Origin of the sequence: Actinocrinis sp. (genome assembly GCF_035938995.1) — a bacterium.
Taxonomy (GTDB): domain Bacteria; phylum Actinomycetota; class Actinomycetes; order Streptomycetales; family Catenulisporaceae; genus DASZGI01.
In genome coordinates, this window is the sequence record NZ_DASZGI010000309.1 from 1 (window position 1) to 21,650 (window position 21,650).

Here is a 21,650-nt window from a genome sequence, read left to right on the forward strand (position 1 = left end):
CGGCTTGATACCGCTGCGCCGCAGCAGCGCCACCTCATGGCGCAGTATCAAGATCTCGGCGTGCAGCGCCGCGCGCGGGCGAGTGAGCAGCGCGAGCCACGCCAGTACGCGACAGAAGATCAGATACGGCAGTCGAGGCGATACAGACCACGATCATCCACGATCCAGCCGCACCACATCAACCCAGGTCACAGCCAAGACCGGAGAAAGGAACCCCCACAGGTCAAGCCCGGCGGCAAGCAGCGCACGTGACGCCGGGACGGGCTCCGCACGCCGCGACAGGCGAGGGTTGAGGAATCGGATCGGCGAATTGAGCGACGCAGGACCTGATACCCGGTGGAATGCTTCCATGATGCGCATCAAGGGACGATCACGCAGACACCGTGTGGCCGGACAGCGACGAGCACGGCCTGGTGAGCTTACCAGGGAGTCGCTCCGTCAGCGTTATGACACCTACCTTATCGACCATTACCTGTCTGTTGGCGTGACGGTTGTGAGTGTGACGCTCGCAGTGGCCGGCATCGATGCGGCAGCGCTGCTCACGTCGTCGGCCCTCGGCAGATACCAGTTGCTGTTCTGGGTGTTGTGGGGCGCCAGCCTGCTGGGTGCGGCGGTCGCTTACGCCGGGCCGATGACGGGCGCGATCATCCTGCCGCCGCGGATTCCCGGCGCGGTCGACCTGGTCGTGCCGCTGTTGCTCGGCGTCAGCGAGTTCGTCATGTTCTCGGTGCTCGGTTCCCAGGCCATCTGGCATGTGTCGGCGAGCACGATTCTGGCGGGCTGGTGGTTCGCCTTTGCGGCGTTCGATCTGATCGCCGCAGGGGGGACAGCCCGAGCAATCCAGATCATAAGTGGCGGTAGATACGAAGCGCGGCTCGATCAAGCTGTCCGCGATTACCTGGCCGTAATGGGCCGCGATGTCTTCGCGGCGAGTTTCACCGGGTGCATCGCGCTCACGGTGGGCGTGTTGCATGTCGCTGGCGACACGCTCTCCCTGATCTGGAACTATGCCGTGGCGGGGGTGGCGGTCGTGCTGCTGATCTCAGGTTTCATCAGTCAGCGGTATTCGGCGAGGAACCTTCATGGTGTGATCGCCGATTCATCGCCGCGATCACGGTCGGGCCGAAGTGGACGGCCGGTCAGGGCGTCCCGCCGTTGACACCTTGGACGGAGCACCACGGGGCCTTGACGGCGCGGCAAACACCCCGGCACGAGCTGGCGGTGGCCGCGAGGAACCTAGGCGAGCGCGTCCGCGCCCAAGCGATCAAGTCCCTGGCTTTGATCGGCGCACCCAGCGCATTCGAGATCATCCGCTGTTTGCGCAACGACCCGAGCCGCCACGTCCGATCCTGCGCGGCCGGCGCGCTGCGGGCGAACACGTGACGGGGTTATCCCTCACGGTTCGACATTGCGCGGCTTCTGCTCCCGATCGTGCGGGAGTCGGCCAACGGCGACAGGCAAGCTCGCCATCCCTTGCGCCGCGTCAAGGTGTGTCGCACGAAAACACGATTCCGGTGTGACCAGGTGCTTTGTCTGAGGGGTCGTCTACTGGTTGACTTACCCGGGTGTTGTTGATTGGGAGGGCGTATCGGCTCAGCTGTCGGGTGCTGGGAGTGCTCGGGACGGTGGCGCGCAGCGACGGGGCCTTGATGGCGGAGGTTTTGGCGCTGCGGCACGAGAACGCGGTGCTGCGCCGCCAGGTCGCGCGGGTGCGCTACGAGCCTGCCGACCGGGCCTGGTTCGCTGCTTTGTCAGGGCTCGTGCCTCGCGGTCGGTGGGTCGAGGTGTTTTCAGTGGCCCCGGCCACGCTGCTTTCCTGGCACCGGCGGCTGGTTGCGGGCAGGTACACCTCCACGAAGAGAGTGCCGGGCCGCCCGTCGACCAGACCCGCGGTCAAAGCCCTGATCCTTGGGATGGCGCGGGATAATCCGTGCTGGGGCCACCGGCGCATCCAGGGCGAGTTGCTCAAGCTGGGCCACCGCATCGCGTATGCCACGGTGTGGGAGATCCTGACCGCCGCGGGGATCGACCCGGCGCTGCGGCGAAGTGGTCCGACCTGGAAACAGTTCCTGGCTGCCCAGGCCCGCACCGTGATCGCGACGGATTTCTTCCACGTCGACACCGCGCTGCTGCGGCGCGTCTACGTCCTTGTCTTCATCGAGCACGGTACCCGGCGGCTGCACGTTGCCGGGATCACGGCGCACCCGGACGGGGCGTGGACCGCGCAGCAGGCCCGCAACTTCGCGATGGCGCTGGGGGAGCGGTGGGAGGAGTTGAGGTTCCTCATCCGCGACCGCGGCGGACAGTTCACCGAGCAGTTCGACGCCGTGTTCGAGGACTGCGGGCTGCGGATCCTCAGGTCCCCGCCGCAGGCACCCCGGACGAACGCGATCTGTGAGCGCCTGATCGGGACCCTGCGCCGCGAACTGCTCGACCGGATCCTGATCATCAACCGGGCGCACCTGTGCAGCGTTCTGGCCGAGTACGCGCTGCTCTACAACGGCGCAAGACCACACCAGGGCATCGCCCAATGCGTCCCGGACCACGACCCCGACCAGGTCGCCACTGTCATCGACCTGGATATAGCACGCGTTCGCCGAAGACCGGTGCTCGGCGGCCTCACCAGCGAGTATCAGGTAGTTGCCTAGCGGTCACGAGAAACCGCAGGCCAGATCCCTGAATCGTATTTCCGTGCGGCACAGCGCGGAAGTCTTCGAGTTCATCGAGGTCTTCTACAACCGCAGGCGGCTACGCCGGCACCCCGAGTTCGGCTACCTCACCCCGATCGAGACGCGAGAGCGACTCCGACAGCAGCACACGTTGGCAGCGTAAGTAGAACGTGTCCAGCTCAGCGGGGGAGCTTCACAGCCCCCGACTCGGCCGCAAACCCCTCGTGTGGACCCAGATCGATCGCGACTACGAGACCCTGCGCATCGGCATGCAAACCCTCTTCCACCACCTCGGCCTCACACCAACCCCGGCATAAGCACAAAATTGTCAATCCTGCGCCGGAAGCCCCTAGCGATACCCACAACAAGATCAATTATTGCAGCCGTGACGCTGCGTGGTCTGAGCGCGGGTCAGGTGATGTGGCCGATGAGTTGCACGACGGCGCTGCTGATCGGGGTGTTGAAGCAGTCGCCGTTCTGTGAGATGGCGTTGTCGGTGCCGGTGAGGTCGCCGGTGAACACGCTGGCGCGGTTGACGGTGAGGACGTCGTAGGTGCCGCTCACCGTCTGGGTGCCGTCGGCGGTCGGAAGATTGAGCACGAAGACGCCGGTTCCGACCGTGTTAACGCACTGGGTCACGTGCAGTTGGGTGAGGTCTTCGGCGGTGCCTGTGTCCGTGACCGCTTGTCCGTTGACAGTGCCGGTGCAGTCGGCGACACCGTTGGGTCCGTTGGTGGTCAGCGTGACGTGCGGAGTCTGTGAGGTCAGCGGGGGATTGATGGACCAGGTCACGGTGATGGTGCAGTCGAGGCTGGCGGTCGGAGCGTCGGCGCCGGCCGCGCCGACGGGCGCGATCACCGCGCCGGAGGCCAAAGCGAACAGCGAGAGGTACCGGGCGGGCCGATACGGGACACGGAACATGCTTCCTCCTGCAAGGCTGGTGGCCCGGGCAGACACGCTACGGAACTGCCGAGGGCGTGATACCGCTGACCAGCCGAGGGTTGCCGACCGGCCAGCCGGTCTGTAAGCAATGAGGTTCCAGGCACTGTGTAGTCTTCTGATCACGGGGTGTCAACAAGCGTTTGGCGGTGCCGCCCAGTCGTCAGCCGTGTGCCGCGTCGCAGGCTGCTGAGCGGCACCTTCGGGGTCACTGGGCCGTCCAGGCCTGGTTGCTGCCGCCGTTGCAGGTCCAGATGTCCACGCCCGTGCCGTTCGCGGTGGCGTTGTTCAGGACGTCGAGGCATAGGCCGGACTGCACGCCCACGATCTTGCCGTTGGAGTTCACGGTCCACCGCTGGTTGGCCTGCCCGTTGCAGGTCCACATGTCCACGACGGTCCCGCGGGTGGTGGACTGGCCCTTGACGTCGAGACAGAGCCCTGACTGGACGCTGGTGATCGTGCCGTCGCCGTTGATGTTCCAGGCCTGGTTGCCTGCGCCGTTGCAGTCCCAGATGTCGACGGCAGCTCCGCGGGTCGTGCTCTGGTCTGCGACATCCAGGCAGCGTCCGGACTCCTTGCCGACGAGCGTCTTGCTGCCCGACGACGAGCCTGGACTCCAGGTCCCGGTGGCGGTGTCGATCGACCACGAGCTGTACCAGGTGATGGAGGCAGTGGTCCCGCTGATCGTGAGTGGCAGCCAGATCAGCGTGGATGCGCCCAGGTCGGCGGTGTTCCATCGGTCCCCGGCGTAGATGTAGGTGGTGCCCGCGCTGCCCTGCACGGTGATGACGTTCGCCGTCTGGCTGTTGTAGGTGTTCGTCCCGGCCGGCGCGAAATCCTGCCAGCCCGACCAAGGTCCGGCCAATGACGTCGCGGTGGCGTACTGGTTGTCGTTGCTCGCCCAGCCGCTGAGGTGGGAGCCGAAGAGGAAGTACCGGCCCGCGACTTTGACCATCGCGGGTGCCTCGTAGTCGGGCAGCACGGCGACAGCGGACGTAACGCTCAGGTAGTCGCTCGACAACGCGTCGATACGCAGCCCGTGCGCGCGGTCTTCCGAGAGTAGGTAGGCCTGGCCGTTGGTGTCCTGGAACAGCCCGATGTCCCGGCTCTGGAAGCCAAGCGGCTGGAAACTGCCGCGGTAGGTGTAAGGCCCGCACACGCTGGAGCTCGTGGCGACACCTACTTTCGCCTCGCTGTAGCTGGAGTTGTCGATGTGCAGGTACATGACGTACTGCCCAGTCGAGGAGTTATAGATGACCTTGGGGCGTTCCACGATCCGGTTGGGCCCGAGGTCCCCACTGGACTGGCGGGACAGCGCCTCGGATTGGTAGGTCCACGTCGCCAGGTTGGTCGAGGAGTAGCAGGGGATTGCGATGAAGGAGGTGTTGGCCGAGGATTCACCGGTCTTGTCCTCGCCGAAGCCGTAGTAGGTGCCGCCGACCTTGATGATTCCGAGGCCGTGCAGTTGCAGCTGGTTGCCGTTCTGGTCGTACGACGCGACGCCCAGTGTGATGGTGGCCGGGGCCGCGGTGGCCGGGCCCTGCGCCGCGAACACCCCGACCGCGCCCAGAAGCAGGACGAGAACGATGCGCCACACGAAGGACGTGCGGTGGCGAGAACGCCATTGTCTGAAGTACACGCCGATCTTCATCTAATACGGACCTTTCCTCTCGCGTGGCCTGCGGCTGGCGTGGAAGCCGGCATGTGCGGCGTTGACGCCGCACATGCCGGCCATTCGTCGTCTCCGGTGGCGCCGCGCCCGGGAGAGGACAGCCGGATGTGGATACTCGCTGTTCGAGAATGGAAGCTCGTCGCGTCTGTCAGTTCAGTCGGCCGGTCGTGGTCATGACCGGGTCCAGTGTTGGTTGGCGGCGCCGGTGCAGGTCCAGATGTCGATCAGGGTGCCGTTGGCGGTGCCGTCGCCGCGCACGTCGAGGCAGAGTCCTGATTGTTTGCCGGTGATGGTGCCGTTCGGGTTGATCGTCCACTGCTGGTTGGCGCCGCCGTTGCAGGACCACAGGTCGACCTTGGTACCCGGGGTAGTGCCCTGTGCCGCGGCGTCCAGGCACCTGCCCAGGACCTGGAGGGTGCCGGCGGTGGAGGTGAGCTGCTGGTTGGCGCCGCCGTTGCAGGACCAGATGTCGAACTGGACACCGTTGGTCGTGCTCGAGGCGGGGTCGTCGAGGCATTTGCCCGAAGCTGCGCTCACGTACGCGGTGCCGGCCGGAGGCGCCGAACCCGGGGTGATGGACAGGTCGGCGAATTGGTCGGTCTGGTAGCCGTTGATGCCGAGACCGACTTGGCCGGCATCGTAGCTGCTGTCTGTGGTCGAGCTGACGCTTACTCCGTCGATGGCGGCGCTGATAGTGGCGCCGTTGAAGGTGAGGCTGAGGGTGTGCCAGGTGCCGGTGCCCAGCGCGGCTACTGATCCGCTGGCCAGCGTGGTGAGTGTGGCGCTGGTGTTGCTTTTTACGATTGACCAGGCTCCGGTGTTGCCGACCTGCAGGAAGTAGTCGTCGGTTTCCGCGGAGTGGAACTTGGCTTGGGTGTTGACCCGGCCGAAGACGCGTACCGCGCCGGCCTGCTCGATCAGCGCGTCCACACTGACGGTGTAATTCGTCCACGTGGTGTCGCCGAGTGTGGCGAACGGGACTTCGGTGTTGTCGGTGAACCATTGGATCGGTCGCTGGTCGGTCATCTGCTGCAGGCAGTTGCCGGCGCGGCCACCGGCGCAGGGCCGGCTTTGGAAGTCGCCTTGCTGGTTGGCCAGGTAGCGGGTCTCGGCTCCGGTCGCCCCGTCGAGGTTGTCGGAGTAGGGCAGTGCGAGCGAGCCGGCCGGTGGGCTGGTCGCGGCGCCTTTGGACTGCCCGGAGGTGGTGGTCACGGTGTAGATGTAGCCCGGCTGCAAGGTGAGGGTGTAGCTGCCGCCGGACGGGGTGAGGTCCTGGACGTGGTTGAACCAGGTGGAGGGGGATGACGAGTTCACGTTGGTCGACCACACGTGAACCTGGCCGGTGGACAGTCCGCCTGTGATGTGGAAGGTCGCGGTCTGCGCGCTGGTGGCGGTAGAGGTTTCCAGGATCGTGCTGTAGTCGCTGCCGTTCGGGGATTTGAGCGTGGTGTAGGAGCCGTTGGACTCGCTGCTGCCCAGGTAGCCGCTCACGCTGTTGATGAAGGTCCAGCCCGGTGCGGTGAACTGGGTGACCTGGGCTGCGACCCACAGCTGAGAGCCGACGGCGTAGCTGCCCGACCATGGCTGGTTCGCGACCATCAGGCCCACGGCGTTGAACGCCTGATTGGGGTAGATCGAGGCGATCAGCGGCCAGTTGATGTAGGCCGTCAGCCTGCCGTCCACATAGCCGCGCACGATGCTGCGCGCCATCTCGGGCGCGCCGGTGATGTAGTCCAGCGAGCCGTTTTCACTGGCCCATATCGGTTTTCCGGATGACTGTACGTTGGCCGGGGTGGTGCAGCTGTCCGCGTTGCCGCCATTGCCGCCGCTACACGGATAGTGCGCGCCGAGGACGGAGACAGCGTTGTTGAGCGCCGGATCGGACGCCATGTCGGTCGCGATACTCCAGTCGCTGTCGGCGCCGACGATCTGCACGCCGGAGTACCCGGCCGAGTCCAACGCTGAGCGCAGGCTCACGAACCAGCCGTCGTCGGTCGCGCCCGCGGAGTAGCGTTCGTTCCAGCCGCCGAGATAGCTGATCGTCAGGCCGTTGCTCTTCGCACAGCCCAGCCAGGAGATCAGATAGTTGATCGTGTCCTGGGACCAGAAGCCACCGCTGATCCAGCCCGGCGCCGCCCAGGCCAGCCCGTAGAACTTGATGCTCGGGTCGCGGTCCTTGGCCTGCTGCATCAGCCACCACTCGTAGCCGGTGGTGCAGGTGATGTTGCCTTTGGTGGGTTCGATGCTTGACTCGGCGCCGTCGGTCGAGTCGCTGTCGCCACCGATTTCGACCTTCAGGATCTGTAGGTTGGCGCCGTAGTCGGGCTTGAACAGGTAGTCAAGGATCTGCGACTGCTGGGTCGCAGGGTAGTCGGTCAGCAGCCGGGAGTTGCCCCCGCCCCCGCTGATCGCGCCGATACCGTCGAACGGGGACCCGCCCTGGGTACCGTCCACATTGATCGTCGTGCTGGTGATTGCGGGTGCCACGGCCTGGGCTGCGGTGGTCAGGCTCCCGGCCGACAAGCCCATGGTGGCCAGGACAAGGCTTAACAGCACCGCCGAGCGCCTGTTCCAGTTGCGAAACTTTGATCTATAGGAATCCGATCTGCGGAGCATCACGCGCCCTTCCAAGGGAAAGCATACTTTGCCTTACGGGCGGGCGCCGACCCTGAGTAAAAGGAAAGGCTATACTCGGGTACCTGTCAATAGCCTGGAAAGTCCGCAAGGGGTGTTTGTTTAACACGAAAACATGTGCCAGAAGTAGTAGGAACTGGCCTGGCTACCGGCTGATCGAGTTTAGACGTGGTTTGGGGCCGACATCCCCTATGGATCAGTGCCTTAAGTGATGTGGGGTGCCCGCAGCGCTCTGCGAGCATTGTCTTTGTCGAGGTAGCGAAGATCTTAAGAAGGCCCCGGGCTCGGTCAACGATCGGGCGCCCTGCGCGATGCATTCAAAACTCGGCCGCTCGGGATATGACCGCCGCGAACCAAACGCCATCGGTCACTGCAACAGAGAAAGGCTTCCGGCGCCGCCGCCTGCGGAGGCACCTGAAGTCGGTACTCTCTCAAAAGTCAAATCACCGCGTTTTCGTCACCAGCTCCATGGCTGGTTGGTTTGGCCGTTGCAGGTCCACAGGTCGATCTGGGTGCCGTTGGCGGTGCCCTGTCCGGCGACGTCGAGGCAGAGTCCTGACTGGGCCTCGGTGATGGTGCCGTTGGAGTTGACGGTCCATCGCTGGTTTGAGCCGCCGTTGCAGGTCCACAGGTCGACCTTGGTACCCGGGGCGGTGCCGTTGGCGTAGCCGTCCAGGCAGAACTTGCCGCCGTCGACGGTCAGCTGTCCGCTGGAGGTGTGGGTCCAGGTCTGTCCCGGCCCGTTGTGGCAGGTCCAGATCTCCTCTTTGGTGCCGTTGGCGAAGTGGTTGTCGTAGGTGTCCAGGCACTTGCCGGACTGCGCGCTGATCAGCTCGCCCGGACCGCCACTGCCACCGCCTCTACCACCGAGCCCGCTCAGGTGCGGCCCGACGGTGTCGGCGAAGCTGTAGCCGTTGGAGGCGTCCCAGTTGATCGACCAGTCCATGGCGCCGCCGATGGCCGGCCACGTCGAGGAGGGCTTGAAGCTGCCGCAGTTCGTTCCGGCCGCGAGGCAGTCCAGGGCGTTGTTCACTGTCGTCGGCGCGAGGTATCCGCTGCCCGCGGCGGATGTGGACGCGGGCAGTCCGAGGCCGATCTGGCTCGGGCTCAGGCCGCCCTTGAGCTGGATGCAGGCCAGGGCGGTGAGGAAGTTCTCGGTGCTTTCGGAGTAGACGTTGCCGTCGCAGCCGTTCATCGAGCCGGAGTTGTAGTACTGCGTGTTCATGATCGTCAGGATGCTCTTGATGTCGAGCGCGAGCTGGAAGTAGTCGCCGCCGGTGGACTGCACGTCGACGGTCTGCGGCGCCATGGTGATGATCAGGCTGCTGCCGACGTCGGAGTGTAGCTGGTTGAGCGCCTGAGTCATGTAGGTCGGGTTGACGCCGTTCTCCAGGTCGATGTCGACGCCGTCGAAGCCGTATTGCTTGATGAGGCCGTTCACGCTGCTGGCGAAGTTCTGCGCGCTGGTGGAGTCGTTCACGCTCACGGTGCCGTTCGCGCCGCCGACGGAGAGCACGACTTTCTGGCCGCGTGAGTGCAGCGTCTGGACGTCGCTGATGAACTGGGTCTGCGTGTATCCGCCCAGCGCGGAGGACAGGCCCGAGTCGACGCTGAACGACACAGCGCCGGGCGTGCCGGTCGTGGTCGCGAACGCTACGGCGACGATGTTGTAGTGCGAGGGCACCGAGGACAGGCGCAGCGGGGTGGCGCCGTTGGTGAAGTCCTGCCAGTAGCCCTCGAGGACGTGGGCGGGCAGGCCGGGAGCGGCCTGCGCCTGAGTGGGGATCACGGCGGTGGCGGCGGCCGCGGCGAGTGCCGCCGCCGCGACACCGGACGAAATAAGGGTGCGCCTTCGCATGAGCAATCGCTCCCGCGGGTCTCGGAATCGATCCAGGACGAGTTGTCGAGAGACGTGCTGCGCCGGCACGCGTTGAGCTCGGCCGCACGCCGCGTCACCGCGCCGGAAGGTCTCCGGGTGGGGGTGGATGTGCGAGTGTGGCCGGTCTTCGGCTTTGCGTGATCTGTACTGAACAGGACTAGACCAATTGTGTCAAGACTGCGCGACCACTTGTGTTGGATCGAGTTCGACTTCGCGCGGATCGCGCGACTTAGGCGTTGACCTCGGCAAGATCAATGCTCATACTCGCCCACAACAGGCGTTCGGAAACGTTTAGGTGGGTCGGCGCCCGCGCTCGCGTTTCAACGTGATTCCCCATCCCGTGGGAGCGACCATACGCCAACCTGCACGTACCCTGCGCCGACGGATATCTGTGAACGGGGTGCGCCGTTGATGGCGCTCGGTCAGAGCGTCGACCTGATTCGGGCAGTACATCCGGCGCACGCACACCTCGATGCGCACCGCCCGCCGATCGCCTCATCGGCCACATAGCGTATATAGGGGGTCGAGTAGGAACGGAACAGAAAACCGGGATTGCTGTCAAAAAATTTGACACCGGCTCCGACCTGCGGTGACGCCAACTGTTCGAACTCAACGGCCACCGCCGCGCCTAGGCCACGCAGGGCGCCTGGTTCGAGATCGCCGCGCCGAAGATCGCCTCCTGGCGCGGGATCGGCCTGGACGCCGATGGCACCGCCCGCTTCCACGACATGTTCGCCGGCTCGCTCCGCAACGGAATGCACCCCCGGCACGATGTCCTCCTCCGACGGCCAGCGGTTCCCGGTGTGCGGCAAGTCCCTGACGGGCCGCAACATGATCGTGCACGGCGGGCGGGTCCTGTCGACCTACACGCACGTCTCGGACCAGTGGTCCACCTACGGCACGAAGATCATCGTGCCGACCGCCCGCGAGGCCACTTCGCCCTCGACGAATTCCTCGGCAACGCCACCGACCTGCCCATCTTCGAGCACGCCACCGACACCCACGGCGCCACTCTGATCAACGTCGCCCTGTTCGACCTGGTCGGCAAGGCGCTGACCCCCTACGGGACCTGACCAGGATCACGCTGGTGCGCGACCTGGGACCTTCGCCGGCCGCCGCGCTCTACCCGCACGCTGGGCCCCTGTTGAGCACCCGGTGGAACGAGGAACTGGTCGAGGGCTGCTGGCCCGACCTGCTGCGGATGGCCGGATCGCTCAAATACGGGCAGGCGACCGCTTCGCTGATCGTGGGCAAATGGTCGGCGGCGTCCCGGCAGAACACCCTGGCCGCGGCGCTGAAGGAGTGGGGGATGCTGCGCCGCACGATCCACACCGCGAAGTATCTGTCCGACCCGGTGTGCCGGCGGAAGATCACCAGGGCCCTGAACAAGGGCGAGTCGCTCCACGCCCTGCGCCGTGACCTGCACTACGCCCGGCAGGGCACCATCGTCACCCCGCACCTGATCGAGCAGACCGAGCAGGCGTGGTGCCTGACCGTGCTGACCAATGCCGTGGTGACCTGGACGACCGAGTACTACTCCAAGGCCGTGCTCGCGCTGCGCGCCGCAGGCCGCGAGGTGCCCGACGAGATCCTCGCCCACATCTCTCCCGGCCACTCGGAGAACATCAACTTCTTCGGCGCCATCACCGTCGACATCGAAGCGGAACTGGGGGCTGTGTCTGTTTCGGTGGGCTCTGCTCTGGTTGGCCTAACGTGGTGTAGACCAATCTCGTTGCGGTTCGGGCGACGGGTTTCACCCGGTCGGATCAGTGTCGTTCGGGGTGCAGCCTGTGGTACTCGGATACTCGATTTTGCTGTGACCAGTGGCGTTGCCGGAGGCGTCATTAGCTGGTTGGCTCGCGGGGTGTTGGTCGGGTGGGCGTATCGGCTGGGGCGCCGGGCGCTTGGACTGTTGGCGACGGCGGCTCGCGGCGAGGATGCGTTGGTGGCCGAGCTGCTCGTGCTGCGGCAGGAGAACGCGGTATTGTGCCGGCAGGTCGCGCGTGTGCGTTACGAGCCTGGGGATCGTGCGTGGTTCGCGGCGCTGTCTGGGTTGATCCCGCGTGCTCGGTGGGCCGAGGTGTTCCCGGTCGCGCCTGCGACGCTTCTGGCCTGGCATCGGCGACTGGTCGCGGGCACGTATGCCACGACGCGTCGCCCGCCGGGTCGCCCGCCGACCGCCGCAGCGGTCAAAGCGCTGATCCTTCGCATGGCAGAGGAGAATCCGCGGTGGGGTCACGAGCGCATCCAAGGCGAGTTGGTCAAGCTCGGACACCGGATCGCCAAGTCCACCGTCTGGCAGGTTCTGCATGATGCCGGGATTGATCCGGCGCCGCGGCGCATCGGGCCGACCTGGCGCCAGTTCCTGACGGCGCAGGCTCACACGGTGATCGCCACTGACTTCCTGCACGTGGACACGGTGCTGCTGCGGCGTGTGTACGTGTTGGTGTTTATCGAGCACCATACCCGTCGGCTGCATATCGCCGGGATCAGCGCCCATCCGGACGGAGCGTGGACGGCGCAGCGGGCGCGGGAGTTCGCGATGACGCTGGGGGAGCGACTCGAGCGGACGGGGTTCCTGATCCGCGATCGCGGCGGTCAGTTCACTGAGGCTTTCGACGCGGTCTTCGAGTGCTGTGGCCTGCGGGTTCTGCGTAGTCCGCCGCAGGCACCGCGGGCGAACGCGATCTGCGAGCGCGTGATCGGCACCCTGCGGCGCGAGTTGCTCGACCATGTGCTGATTGTGAACGAGGCTCACCTGCACGCGGTGTTGGCTGAGTACGTGGCGCATTACAACGCGGCTCGGCCGCACCAGGGCCTCTCCCAGCGCTGCCCCGAGGACGATCCTGATCGTCCGCCTGCCGCCGTGATAGATCTGTCCGCGGCGCGCATCCGTCGAAGACCCGTCCTCGGTGGCATCACCAGCGAATATCAGATCGCTGCCTGACTGTCGCCAGCGCCGCAGATCAGCACGCCGCATCGCATATTCGAGTACCACAGGTGGGTTGTCACGTGGTTGCTTCCCTCTGATCGGTGGCATGGTGTCGAGCAGGGACACGCGAACATCCCCGTCCGATGCCGGAGGCGGCTCTCAAGGCTGCGGTCGGTACCGGTGGGTCCTGTTTAGCGGGGAGGGTTGATCGGGGTCGGCAGGCGTCGCCGAGCAATCAATGCGGGACGGCCACTGTGCCGCACGGCGGATCGAAGGCCATCTGATCCGATACGTATTGCTGCCATTTCGGTAGGTTGAGGGCGTCGGCGGTGGAGGCGCAGATCCGGTGGTCGGCCGGGCCGGGGTCGAGCGCCCAGAGCCGGGCTGTGTGGTCGAGGCTGCCGGTGGCGAGGGTGCCTCCGTCAGGGCTGAAGGCGACCGAGAGCACCGTGTTGGTGTGTCCGACGATCGGTTGGCCGACCGGCGTCGGGTGTGTGGGGTTTGTAGTGTTCCAGAGTCGTATGGTGGCGTCGTTGCTGGCGCTGGCCAGGGTGTGGCCGTCGGGGCTGAAGGCGACGGCGAACACGCTGCTGGTGTGTCCGGTGAGCGGCGCCCCGAGCGCGGTGGGGTGTGTGGGGTCTGCGACGTTCCACAGCCGGACCGTCGCGTCGTCGCTCGCACTGGCCAGCAGATGGCCGTCGGGGCTGAACGCGACCGATTCCACGACATCGGTGTGGCCGGTGAGCGGCTGCCCGAGCGGCGCCGCGTGGGCCGGGTCGGCCACGTTCCACAGCCGGATCGTGCGGTCGGCGCTGGCGCTGGCCAGGGTGTGGCCGTCTGGACTAAATGCGACGGAGGACACGGCATCGGTGTGCCCGCTCAGCGGCTGGCCGATTGGTGCCGGGTGCCCGGGGTCGGCCACGTTCCACAGTCGGATCGTGTGGTCGGCGCTTGCACTGGCCAGGATCCGGCCGTCAGGGCTGAACACGGTCAGCAAGACCGCGTCGGTGTGGCCGGTGAGCGGTTGGCCTATACGTGTGGGGCGTGTGGGGTCTGCGACGTCCCACAGCTGGATCGTATGGTCGGCGCTCGCCGTAGCGAGCGTGTGGCCCCGCGGGTTGAACGCCACTGATTCGACAGCGCCGTGGTGCGTGGTCAGGAGTGTGCGGGGGACGTCCCATAGCCTGATGGTGCGGTCGGCGCTGGCGCTGGCCAGGGTGTGACTGTCCGGGCTGAAGGCGACGGCGAAGACGGTGCTGCTGTGGCCGGCGAGGGGCTGGTCCACAGGCGTGATCGGCGTGGGATGAGCCGGGTCCGCGACGTCCCAGAGCCGCACGGTCGTGTCGGCGCTTCCCGCCGCGAGCAACTGTCCGTCCGGGCTGAACACGATGGATTCGACGGTACTGGTGTGGCCGGTGAGCGGTTGGCCTAGCGGCGCGGGATGTGCGGGGTCTGCCACATCCCACAGGCGGATCGTCGTGTCACGGCTCGCGGTGGCAAGGGTCCGCCCGTCGCGGCTGAACGCGACTGCTGTGGTCGTGTTGGTGTGTCCGGTCAGCGGTGCGCCCAGCGCGGTCGCCCGCGCGGGGTCTGCGATGTCCCACAGCCGGACCGTCTGATCGACGCTCGCGCTGGCCAGCGTGCGCCCGTCAGGGCTGAACGCCACCGCCTCGACCGCGCCGGTGTGGCCGGTGAGCGGTTGGCCTAGCGGTGCGGGATGTGCGAGGTCTGCGATATTCCACAGGCGGATCGTGTGGTCGGCGTCGGCAGCGGCCAGGGTATGGCCGTCGGGGCTGAACGCGACGGATGTCACCGCGTCGGTGAGCCGCAAGGGCTCGCCCACGGGCACGGCGTGTGTTCGATCGGCGACGTCCCACAACCGGAGTGTGCCGTCGGCTCCGGCGTCAGCCAGGGACCGGCCGTCCGGGCTGTAGGCCACCGCGTTGACGGCGCTGGGGGTATTGGCGATCAGGTTCGAAGCTGGGGCGTGTCGAGGGTCGCTGACATTCCACAGGCGGATGCTGTGGTCCGCACCGGCGCTCGCGAGCGTGTGCCCGTCCGGGCTGAAGGCCACCGAGTGGACCGCGTCGGTGTGAGCGACCAGAGCCGTCGACAACGGGAAGTTCTCCGTGCCGACCAAGTCCGTGTAGATCTTCGTATCAGCCGGTTTCATGCGGTGGGCGACCAGGTCGAGCTGGGCTGCCAGGGACACGTCGGTACCGTGCAGCCGGTCTGCTTCGCCCGAGAGCTGGTTGAACACGGCGCTGTCGCGTTGTGCTTGCGCGGCGGCGCGTTGCTGGAATGCGATGACCGCTGTGGTCGTGGCAAGGAGAGCGAACAACGTCACCGCCGCAATGGCAGCGCGGCGCAGTGCGGTCATGCGCCGTCGATGGCGGCTTGACGCTGTGAGGAATTCGCGGACCCGGACGTTACGCGTGACATCGTCGCGATGTGCGGCTCACCACTCTTGGGCGGCGCTCAACCGGTTGCCGCGGTACAGCAGGCCAGGATCCCTGTGTTCGGTGTCCCACGTGGCCGCGGCGCCGATGAGCTGCTGGTGCAGGCGCAGACCGTCACGGTCCTCATCGAGCCAGGCACGCAGCCTGGGCCAGGACCGGATGAGCGCTTCATGGGTGAGCTCCACCGTGTCGTCCCCGAGCGTGAGCAGACGCGCCTGCGCCAGTTCGTGAACTACAACGCTGGCGGCGGCATTCTCATCGAGCTCACCGCGCGTTAGCCTGCGTCGGGTGTCCTCGGCGCCGTCTCCGAGTGCGATCAGCCGCAGCAGCACATGGCGCGCGGCACGCTGCTGTTCGGCGTCGAGAGCGGTGAAGGCCCGCTCCGCGCTGCGGGCCAGCGCACCGTCGATGCCCCCCGCCGCCTGGTAACCCGCAAGAGTCAGGGTATTGCCCCGGCGCCGCAGCCAGGTCTCCAGTAGAGCGTGGGACATTAGCGGCAGCGCACCAGGGCGGCCGATCATCTCCGTGACGATGGTGGACACCACGGTCGTCTCCACCGTGAGGCCCGCGTGCAGCGCGGGCTGGGTGATGGCGGCATGCAACTCCTGCGCGGTCATCGAGCCGACCAGGATCTGCGCATCCTGCATCGCTTCAACCAGGTCGGGCAGCTCGGCGCAACGCCCGTAAAAATCAGCCCGGATCCCCACGACGATCCGAACCCGGCTCGCAGGGGAACGTGCCGCCGTCAACAGCGCCGCGACGAAGGCCCGGCGCTCACCGGCGTCCTCGCACAACGTGAACACTTCCTCGAACTGGTCCACCACGAGCAGCACCTCGCTCGCGGTGGACCGATCCGCCAGCAACTGCCGTATCGCCAGATCAAGCCGACCCGGATCGGCGGCCAGGTCGGCGTGCAGCGCCCCGGCCGTGACGCCAAGCATCCCGGCGAGCTGCACCGCGCACTCCTGCAGCGGGTGCGCGCCAGGAGTGAAGAGCACGTGGACAGGCTCTGCCTCGCCGTCCAACCCGCCGTTTGCCGCCGCAGACAGCAGACCGGCGCGTAACAAGGAAGACTTGCCGCTGCCGGAGGGGCCGAAAACCGCGAGGAACCTGCGCTCAGTGAGGCGCCGCAGCAACTCCCGCACCTGCCGCTCGCGCCCGAAGAACCACTGCGCGTCCTGCGGGCCGAACGTGCTCAGTCCCAGGTATGGCGACGCGGCCACATCAGTGTCGACCTCCTGCGGAACCAGCTCCGTAGCCAAGCGGCGCCAGCGTTCCTCCCAGACGACGGGATCGCCGTCACATGCCCGGACATAGGCCAGCGTCACCTCCAAAGAGGGCAGACGCCGGCCCGCCGCCGCCTCGGACAGCGTGCTGGCCGAGTAATAGGCACGGCGTGCCAACTCCCGATAGCCGGGATTTCCCGCACCCGCGCGCAACTCCCGCAAGTCGAGCGCGAACTGGGTCAGCGCGTCCTCACCGCCGTCGATCGGGCGCTCGGGCCTGGGCATGCCCCGTCCTCATCGTCCAAGTCGGGCGCCAGGCACCCCGCCCGGGTGTCGGAGCGTCACGCCCATAGCTATCCCCGCATACATGCTCAGCCGTCCCGCCTCTTGTCTTCAGCGCCCGTCGAGAGATCCCGTGGGCTCGAAAACGCCGTGCGCGTCGTTGATCAGGCGATGCGCCGGCGGTCGTGCAGCCCACGCCACCTCAGTAGCCTAAGAAGCTCGGGCTGAGCGGACCACGTCGACTTATCGAGCCCCACAGAAAGACCCGTGGAATCGCGACACGGACACCCTATCTCGAACTGTCGTTCGCCGAGGTCGACGGGAAGGTTAAGAAGGGATGATTCGTGAAGCGCGGCCCACTTCAAGCCGAGCGTGAAGGGCTTGCATATCGCCGATAGCGCGCGTGCCGCGCGATCGTATCCGTCCTGCCAATGTGGCCGCCCTATCATCGAGGCTGAGCTCGCGTATGCCAACGCGGACATACCGGCCTCCTCGAACTGACCGAGGCACGCCCTGAGGCCAATTCAACAACCTGATCTGCAGCATCACAGGCTCCCGGTGTAAGTCACGGGCACAACGGTGCGGCGACAGGAAACGGGAACGGTCCGTTCCAGATCGACGTCTAGAAGCAGTGGGCGGACTGCTTGAACGGCAAGGCCGGGCCGGTCCCCGCCTTCGGCGGAGACATGGCTGAGATCACCCCGTCCAATGGCATCGCCTGCGCATGGGGTGGTGGAATCACTGGGACCACATATACGTACCCGACCACGGGGATGCCGACTCAGGTCGCGGTGGCCGCCAGGTCGCGGCCGGGCAAGATCTTCTACGGCACCTATTTCAAGGGTGAACACGTCCGCGTCTTCACGATCCAGTCCTCGACACCGGATTACGCGATCTCGTTCATCCAGTCGCTGAGCACCGTGGGCAACTCGCTGCACAGCCTGGAGCTGTGGCTCGCCGTCGCCGCGGCGAGTGGCATCGCGGTAGCGACGGGAGACAGTCTGCTTCTCGCGCGCTCCGCCATGCGCTCAGTGCGCCGACTTACCGCAGCGGTCGAACACGTGGCCAGAACGGCGCATGGGGTGCCCGACACGACCAGGACCAGGGCGAGCCGTGGCTGGTCGAGGCCGACGACCGCCGCCCGCCGACGCGCTGCAGTTCCGCGCGTCCACCGGACCGCTTGCCGTCTCCCCGTTCATCGACACCGCATTTCGACGCCGTGAGCGAATTGCACACCGAGGTCACGGCCCGCGACTCGCCGCGCGCTACGCCGGCCGAGTGGGACAAACTCACAGGCGCTCGGCGACCGGTCATGGCGAGGTCACATCTCAGCTGTATCTCAGCGCCACGGTTGAGACTCAGGGGTATTGGGATGTATGCAGCTCATGACGAACTGGTGATTTTGGACTCGCGTGCACTTGGCGAAGACGTGGTCGGACTCGCCGGCGGTGCGGATGCACTGGATTCGATCGCTGACCACTGCGCTGACGCAGGGGCGAACGAGAGTCGTGCGAAGCGCTTCGCGCTTGTGGCACGCGTGGGCCACCTGCGGCGAGGAAGCGGTGCGGCTAGCAAGTTGTGTGTGGTCCACACTGGGCGTGAGGTCGGATACGCGCCCCGCGGGGCGGTGCGGTGATCTCCGATCATCACGGAGATCACCGTGTCCAGCCGAATCAGGATCCGAAGCCGAACCGGGCGGTGTTACCAGGAAGTCGGCGCTATCGCGGCCGGCCCCACCCGCGCTGAGTGGTGGGAGCGCCGGGGTAGCCGGGAGCACCGGGGTAACGGAGAGAGAGCCAGGGGCACCCGCAGAACCAGCAGTGCCGGGAGCGCTGGAAGCACTGGTCGTCGTGACCGCAATCGTGGAGGGGTTCGCGTTGGCCCGTGGAGCGTTCGGGGCCGGGGTCGGGGATGTGCCGGAGATGGTCGCCGCCGTGCTGCTTGCCGTGCTGACGGGGCGGGTGCTCGGCGCGATGCTGACCGGGAGGAATGCCGGCGGTGAAACACTGACCGGGGCCGAGGCCGACCGCAGCGAGAGGAACGCGAGGAACACGCCGATCACGGTCCCGAGCGCAGCTGCAGCCGTGGCGACCTTTGGCAACGAGACCCTGCGCGAGCGCGCCGCCACCGGCTCGGCGTCCCGTTCGGCTGGCGGGGTGTCGACCGGCGATCGGGTGGCCTGCGCGAGCGCTTCGCGGGCTCGCGTGTCCCATGCGGCATCGAAGCGATCGGCGACGTAACATCCGAGGTCCGCCAGCAGCGACCCGCCCTGCCGTTCGGTCGCCGTTCGGCGTTGATTGTTCGGCGCCCGCCCGCGACACCGATCAACTTTCTTCCCTTACACAGGACATGCCGACGCCGGTGTGACTTCGGTCGCCTCCGGTGCGGAACGGGGATGTCTGTGTCCCTGATCGATACCGCTACCGATCAGCAGGAGGGAAACCACGTGACGACATATATCCGGGCCGGGCGGTACTCCGCCGGCCGATACTGGCGAGCCATCGCCTTCCTCGCAGTCGTCCTCGCCATGGCGACGACTCTGTTCGCCGCCCCGGCGCGCGCGGACACGGGTATCGGCAGATACACCGGGAACCTGCCGTCGACTACCGAGGCCGGTGGCGCCGAATACGTCGCGTACGCCGATGAGAGTGCTGCGGGCCTGGTCCACGTCGTGCTGCTCGACAGCAGCATGGGAATCGCCGGGAGCTGGTACGACGGCGCCTCCTCGACCTTCGTGGGCACCGGGCCGTCCATCGCGTCCGTCCACGGCCAGGCCGTCGTCGTGGCCTGGGCCGACGGCACCACGGGCGACATCCAGATCGCCTATCTGGTCAACAACGAATTCGCCTGTGTCACCGACATGAAGAACTTTCTCGCTGGCGTGAGCCCCGATACCCCGTACGGCGTGACGAACGACACCCCGTACCTGTCCACTGAAGGACTCGACGGTACCGGCGATCTCCTGCTCACCTGGGTCGACGCCGCGAGCGCCCACGTGCACATCAGCGTCATCGACCCTCCGAACGCCGGGGGCTGCGCCGTCAACCCGAACGCCTACCGGTTCGGCGCGGAGCCGGGGGGCACGACGAACACCGGCGAAACGGCCTCCGACGGACCCTCGCTGGTCGTCTCCGGCTACTCGGGCACCTCGCACGGATCGGGCGAGACGGTCTGGCTGATGTGGGCGGGCACTGATGGCGGCGGCCATCTGAACATCGCGGCATACACCCCGGGCACGAGTTTCTACGGTCCGGTCTTCAACCAGGTGTCGAAGACGACCGAATGGAACCACTCCACGCTGACCGACACCGCCGCGGCCTACAACACCTCCACGGGTCAGGTCTGGCTGACCTACTGCGGCACGAACCACGTCGTGTACTACCAGGACTTCCCCGCGAGCAGCTCCGGCGGCGGCAACGAGCAGACGATCGGATCGGCGTCCTGCAAGGTCACATCGACCACGATCGGCGGCGTCACGTATTACAGCGGCGGAGTGGGCGTCAGCTACGACTACAGCGACGGGCTCATGCTCGTGAGCTGGCCGGACCTGAGCTCGACGAACATCCAGCTGCAGCTGCTCTAAGGAGAAACGACCCCGTGCCACTCACTCAAGCCTGCCAACCGTCGCTGGCCGCCGACTGAGCGTGAAAGCCGTCCCAGCCGTTGCCGCAGCCGCCCTCGCGGTGGTCGCAGCAGGATCCCCCGGACACGTCCAGACCGGGCTGGCCAAATCGATCATCGGCACCCTGCCGTATGGCCAGCCAGTCGGGGTCTTCTGCTACATGCGTGCGGACAGCGTGACCGGCTGGGGCGGTACGACCGACGAGTGGGACCGACAGGGCAGCGAGAGCACCGGCGACGGTTTCATGGGCCGGGTCTCGGACGCCTGGGCGACCCTACCACCGTCTCACTCCCAGCCTGTCGAACCATCAGGTCAAGCCCAGGGAGACGCCCCGCCGTCGGGTCCCTAACAAGCGATGTCCGCACGTCTCAATCAGCGGTCGAAGCGTCCCGGAGGACCGGGCGGCCATCCCTTCGAAGCCATCGACGGCAGAGCGTCATCAGCCATACCCGGTCCTCCTGGACCACGAACAAGATTAGGGAGCGTCATGCACCGCGTGCGCAAACCGATGGCCTTCGCCACAGTCGTCGCCACGCTCTTCGCGGCGCTGTCCGTCGCAGCTCCTTCCCGCGGCTTCACGAACATGATGGACGGGACAGGACGCCCGCATCGACTACACGGCCATCGACGGCAATCCCAGCGACTACTACTCCACCGGCTGGTACTGACGAATCACGTGTCGTCGGCGTCCTGACCCATGGGCCCGGCGCTCTGTCCGTTCCTCCTGCCACCGCCGACAACCGGCAATAACGCCTTCTCAACGCCGCCTTCCGAGCGGCGGAAAGACCATCGAAATCAGAGTTCCCAGATTTGGAGATCTTGCTATGACGCGTGCCAAGCGACGCGGGCTGCCCCCCGTCGCCGTTACGACTGTGGCCCTGGCTGCGGGAATGGCCGACGCCCCCGCCTCGCGGGCGGCCGCCAAGGACCCGGCCTCCGAGTACCACTCCACGACATCCTTGACACGCACGGCCCATGGCACGCGGACCGCAGCCGTCCGCCCCGCCGAGGTCAACCCGATCGACAGGCGCGTGGACGCCCCGGCCGGCTGGGGCGTCCACTCCGGATCCCCGACCGAGCCGGTCATCGATGCTATGCCGCACGACAGCGTCGCCCAGCTGTCCTGCTGGGTCTACGGGCCGCCGGTCACCGGGCCCGGCGGGACCACCTCGGTCTGGGCCGCGGTCACGGACTACACCACGCCCTGGGGAATGAACATCGCCTACGCCGGAGGTGGTCGCGCCCTTTCCTCCGACGCTGGCGGTGACACCTCCACGATGCTCCCGCAGTGCTGAAATCTCCTGCCGAACGTGAAAGGAGGAACCTTGCGTTACGC

16 protein-coding genes and 1 pseudogene are annotated in these 21,650 nt (G+C 66.6%); 10 read left to right on the forward strand and 7 right to left on the reverse strand.

Annotated elements, in window-relative coordinates; translation table 11 throughout:
- The 4 genes from VGZ32_RS21505 to VGZ32_RS21520 form a co-directional block, all read left to right on the forward strand.
- A partial coding sequence (locus tag VGZ32_RS21505) for a hypothetical protein (protein ID WP_326887936.1) occupies nt 1–252 on the forward strand: 252 nt, incomplete at its 5' end.
- Nucleotides 253–349: 97 nt separating this feature from the next.
- Nucleotides 350–1,159: a hypothetical protein gene (locus VGZ32_RS21510; RefSeq protein ID WP_326887937.1), complete on the forward strand. Its 810-nt coding sequence runs from the start codon at nt 350–352 to the stop codon at nt 1,157–1,159.
- A gap of 466 nt (nt 1,160–1,625) precedes the next feature.
- On the forward strand, nt 1,626–2,648 hold the full coding sequence (locus VGZ32_RS21515) for an integrase core domain-containing protein (RefSeq protein WP_326887938.1): 1,023 nt from the start codon (nt 1,626–1,628) through the stop codon (nt 2,646–2,648).
- 43 nt (nt 2,649–2,691) lie between these two features.
- Nucleotides 2,692–2,832 carry a hypothetical protein gene (locus tag VGZ32_RS21520; protein WP_326887959.1) on the forward strand — a complete coding sequence of 47 codons (141 nt, stop codon included), beginning with the start codon at nt 2,692–2,694 and terminating at the stop codon, nt 2,830–2,832.
- A 248-nt stretch (nt 2,833–3,080) separates the two neighbouring features.
- On the opposite strand, the gene VGZ32_RS21525 is transcribed toward VGZ32_RS21520, so the two are convergent.
- The 5 genes from VGZ32_RS21525 to VGZ32_RS21545 all read right to left on the reverse strand — a co-directional run bounded on the left by VGZ32_RS21525 (nt 3,081) and on the right by VGZ32_RS21545 (nt 10,563).
- On the reverse strand, nt 3,081–3,590 hold the full coding sequence (locus VGZ32_RS21525; RefSeq protein ID WP_326887939.1) for a hypothetical protein: 510 nt from the start codon (nt 3,588–3,590) through the stop codon (nt 3,081–3,083).
- A gap of 226 nt (nt 3,591–3,816) precedes the next feature.
- A complete protein-coding gene (locus tag VGZ32_RS21530) occupies nt 3,817–5,259 on the reverse strand; it encodes an RICIN domain-containing protein (RefSeq protein WP_326887940.1) in 1,443 nt (480 codons plus the stop codon).
- Nucleotides 5,260–5,451: 192 nt separating this feature from the next.
- On the reverse strand, nt 5,452–7,809 hold the full coding sequence (locus VGZ32_RS21535; RefSeq protein ID WP_349263702.1) for a ricin-type beta-trefoil lectin domain protein: 2,358 nt from the start codon (nt 7,807–7,809) through the stop codon (nt 5,452–5,454).
- A 562-nt stretch (nt 7,810–8,371) separates the two neighbouring features.
- Nucleotides 8,372–9,772: an RICIN domain-containing protein gene (locus VGZ32_RS29110; protein ID WP_326887942.1), complete on the reverse strand. Its 1,401-nt coding sequence runs from the start codon at nt 9,770–9,772 to the stop codon at nt 8,372–8,374.
- A 443-nt stretch (nt 9,773–10,215) separates the two neighbouring features.
- Nucleotides 10,216–10,563 (reverse strand): hypothetical protein, encoded by a 348-nt coding sequence (locus VGZ32_RS21545; protein WP_326887943.1) that lies wholly within the window; start codon nt 10,561–10,563, stop codon nt 10,216–10,218.
- Here VGZ32_RS21545 and VGZ32_RS28870 point away from each other — a divergent pair.
- Together VGZ32_RS28870 and VGZ32_RS29115 are read left to right on the forward strand one after the other, a co-directional pair.
- Nucleotides 10,559–11,531 (forward strand): annotated as a pseudogene (locus tag VGZ32_RS28870) (Tn3 family transposase); the annotation flags it as partial. The gene VGZ32_RS21545 and the pseudogene VGZ32_RS28870 overlap by 5 nt on opposite strands.
- 342 nt (nt 11,532–11,873) lie before the next feature.
- Nucleotides 11,874–12,740 (forward strand): integrase core domain-containing protein, encoded by an 867-nt coding sequence (locus VGZ32_RS29115; protein WP_414642579.1) that lies wholly within the window; start codon nt 11,874–11,876, stop codon nt 12,738–12,740.
- A 220-nt stretch (nt 12,741–12,960) separates the two neighbouring features.
- Here VGZ32_RS29115 and VGZ32_RS21560 read toward each other — a convergent pair whose 3' ends face one another.
- On the reverse strand, nt 12,961–15,072 hold the full coding sequence (locus VGZ32_RS21560) for a WD40 repeat domain-containing protein (RefSeq protein WP_326887946.1): 2,112 nt from the start codon (nt 15,070–15,072) through the stop codon (nt 12,961–12,963).
- A 111-nt stretch (nt 15,073–15,183) separates the two neighbouring features.
- On the reverse strand, nt 15,184–16,695 hold the full coding sequence (locus VGZ32_RS21565) for an AAA family ATPase (RefSeq protein ID WP_326887947.1): 1,512 nt from the start codon (nt 16,693–16,695) through the stop codon (nt 15,184–15,186).
- A 683-nt stretch (nt 16,696–17,378) separates the two neighbouring features.
- Between VGZ32_RS21565 and VGZ32_RS21570 the strand changes: the two genes are divergently transcribed.
- The 4 genes from VGZ32_RS21570 (at nt 17,379) to VGZ32_RS21585 (ending at nt 21,609) form a co-directional block, all read left to right on the forward strand.
- Nucleotides 17,379–17,915, forward strand: a complete 537-nt coding sequence (locus VGZ32_RS21570) for a hypothetical protein (RefSeq protein ID WP_326887948.1) — start codon at nt 17,379–17,381, stop codon at nt 17,913–17,915.
- Nucleotides 17,916–18,542: 627 nt separating this feature from the next.
- Entirely contained in the window at nt 18,543–18,932 is a 390-nt protein-coding gene (locus tag VGZ32_RS21575; RefSeq protein WP_326887949.1) for a hypothetical protein, read from the forward strand.
- A gap of 206 nt (nt 18,933–19,138) precedes the next feature.
- Nucleotides 19,139–20,275, forward strand: a complete 1,137-nt coding sequence (locus tag VGZ32_RS21580) for a hypothetical protein (RefSeq protein WP_326887950.1) — start codon at nt 19,139–19,141, stop codon at nt 20,273–20,275.
- An 863-nt stretch (nt 20,276–21,138) separates the two neighbouring features.
- Nucleotides 21,139–21,609, forward strand: coding sequence for a hypothetical protein (locus VGZ32_RS21585; protein ID WP_326887951.1), 471 nt, complete (start codon nt 21,139–21,141; stop codon nt 21,607–21,609).
- The last annotated feature ends 41 nt before the right edge of the window (nt 21,610–21,650 follow it).

What these genes read in the sequence shown, in the direction of transcription:
- VGZ32_RS21510 (WP_326887937.1), top strand. Translation starts at nt 350, where the DNA reads ATGATGCGCATCAAGGGACGATCACGCAGACACCGTGTGGCCGGACAG.
- VGZ32_RS21525 (WP_326887939.1), bottom strand. Translation starts at nt 3,590, where the DNA reads ATGTTCCGTGTCCCGTATCGGCCCGCCCGGTACCTCTCGCTGTTCGCT.
- VGZ32_RS21530 (WP_326887940.1), bottom strand. Translation starts at nt 5,259, where the DNA reads ATGAAGATCGGCGTGTACTTCAGACAATGGCGTTCTCGCCACCGCACG.
- VGZ32_RS21535 (WP_349263702.1), bottom strand. Translation starts at nt 7,809, where the DNA reads ATGGGCTTGTCGGCCGGGAGCCTGACCACCGCAGCCCAGGCCGTGGCA.
- VGZ32_RS29110 (WP_326887942.1), bottom strand. Translation starts at nt 9,772, where the DNA reads ATGCGAAGGCGCACCCTTATTTCGTCCGGTGTCGCGGCGGCGGCACTC.
- VGZ32_RS21565 (WP_326887947.1), bottom strand. Translation starts at nt 16,695, where the DNA reads ATGCCCAGGCCCGAGCGCCCGATCGACGGCGGTGAGGACGCGCTGACC.
- VGZ32_RS21570 (WP_326887948.1), top strand. Translation starts at nt 17,379, where the DNA reads ATGGCTGAGATCACCCCGTCCAATGGCATCGCCTGCGCATGGGGTGGT.
- VGZ32_RS21585 (WP_326887951.1), top strand. Translation starts at nt 21,139, where the DNA reads ATGACGCGTGCCAAGCGACGCGGGCTGCCCCCCGTCGCCGTTACGACT.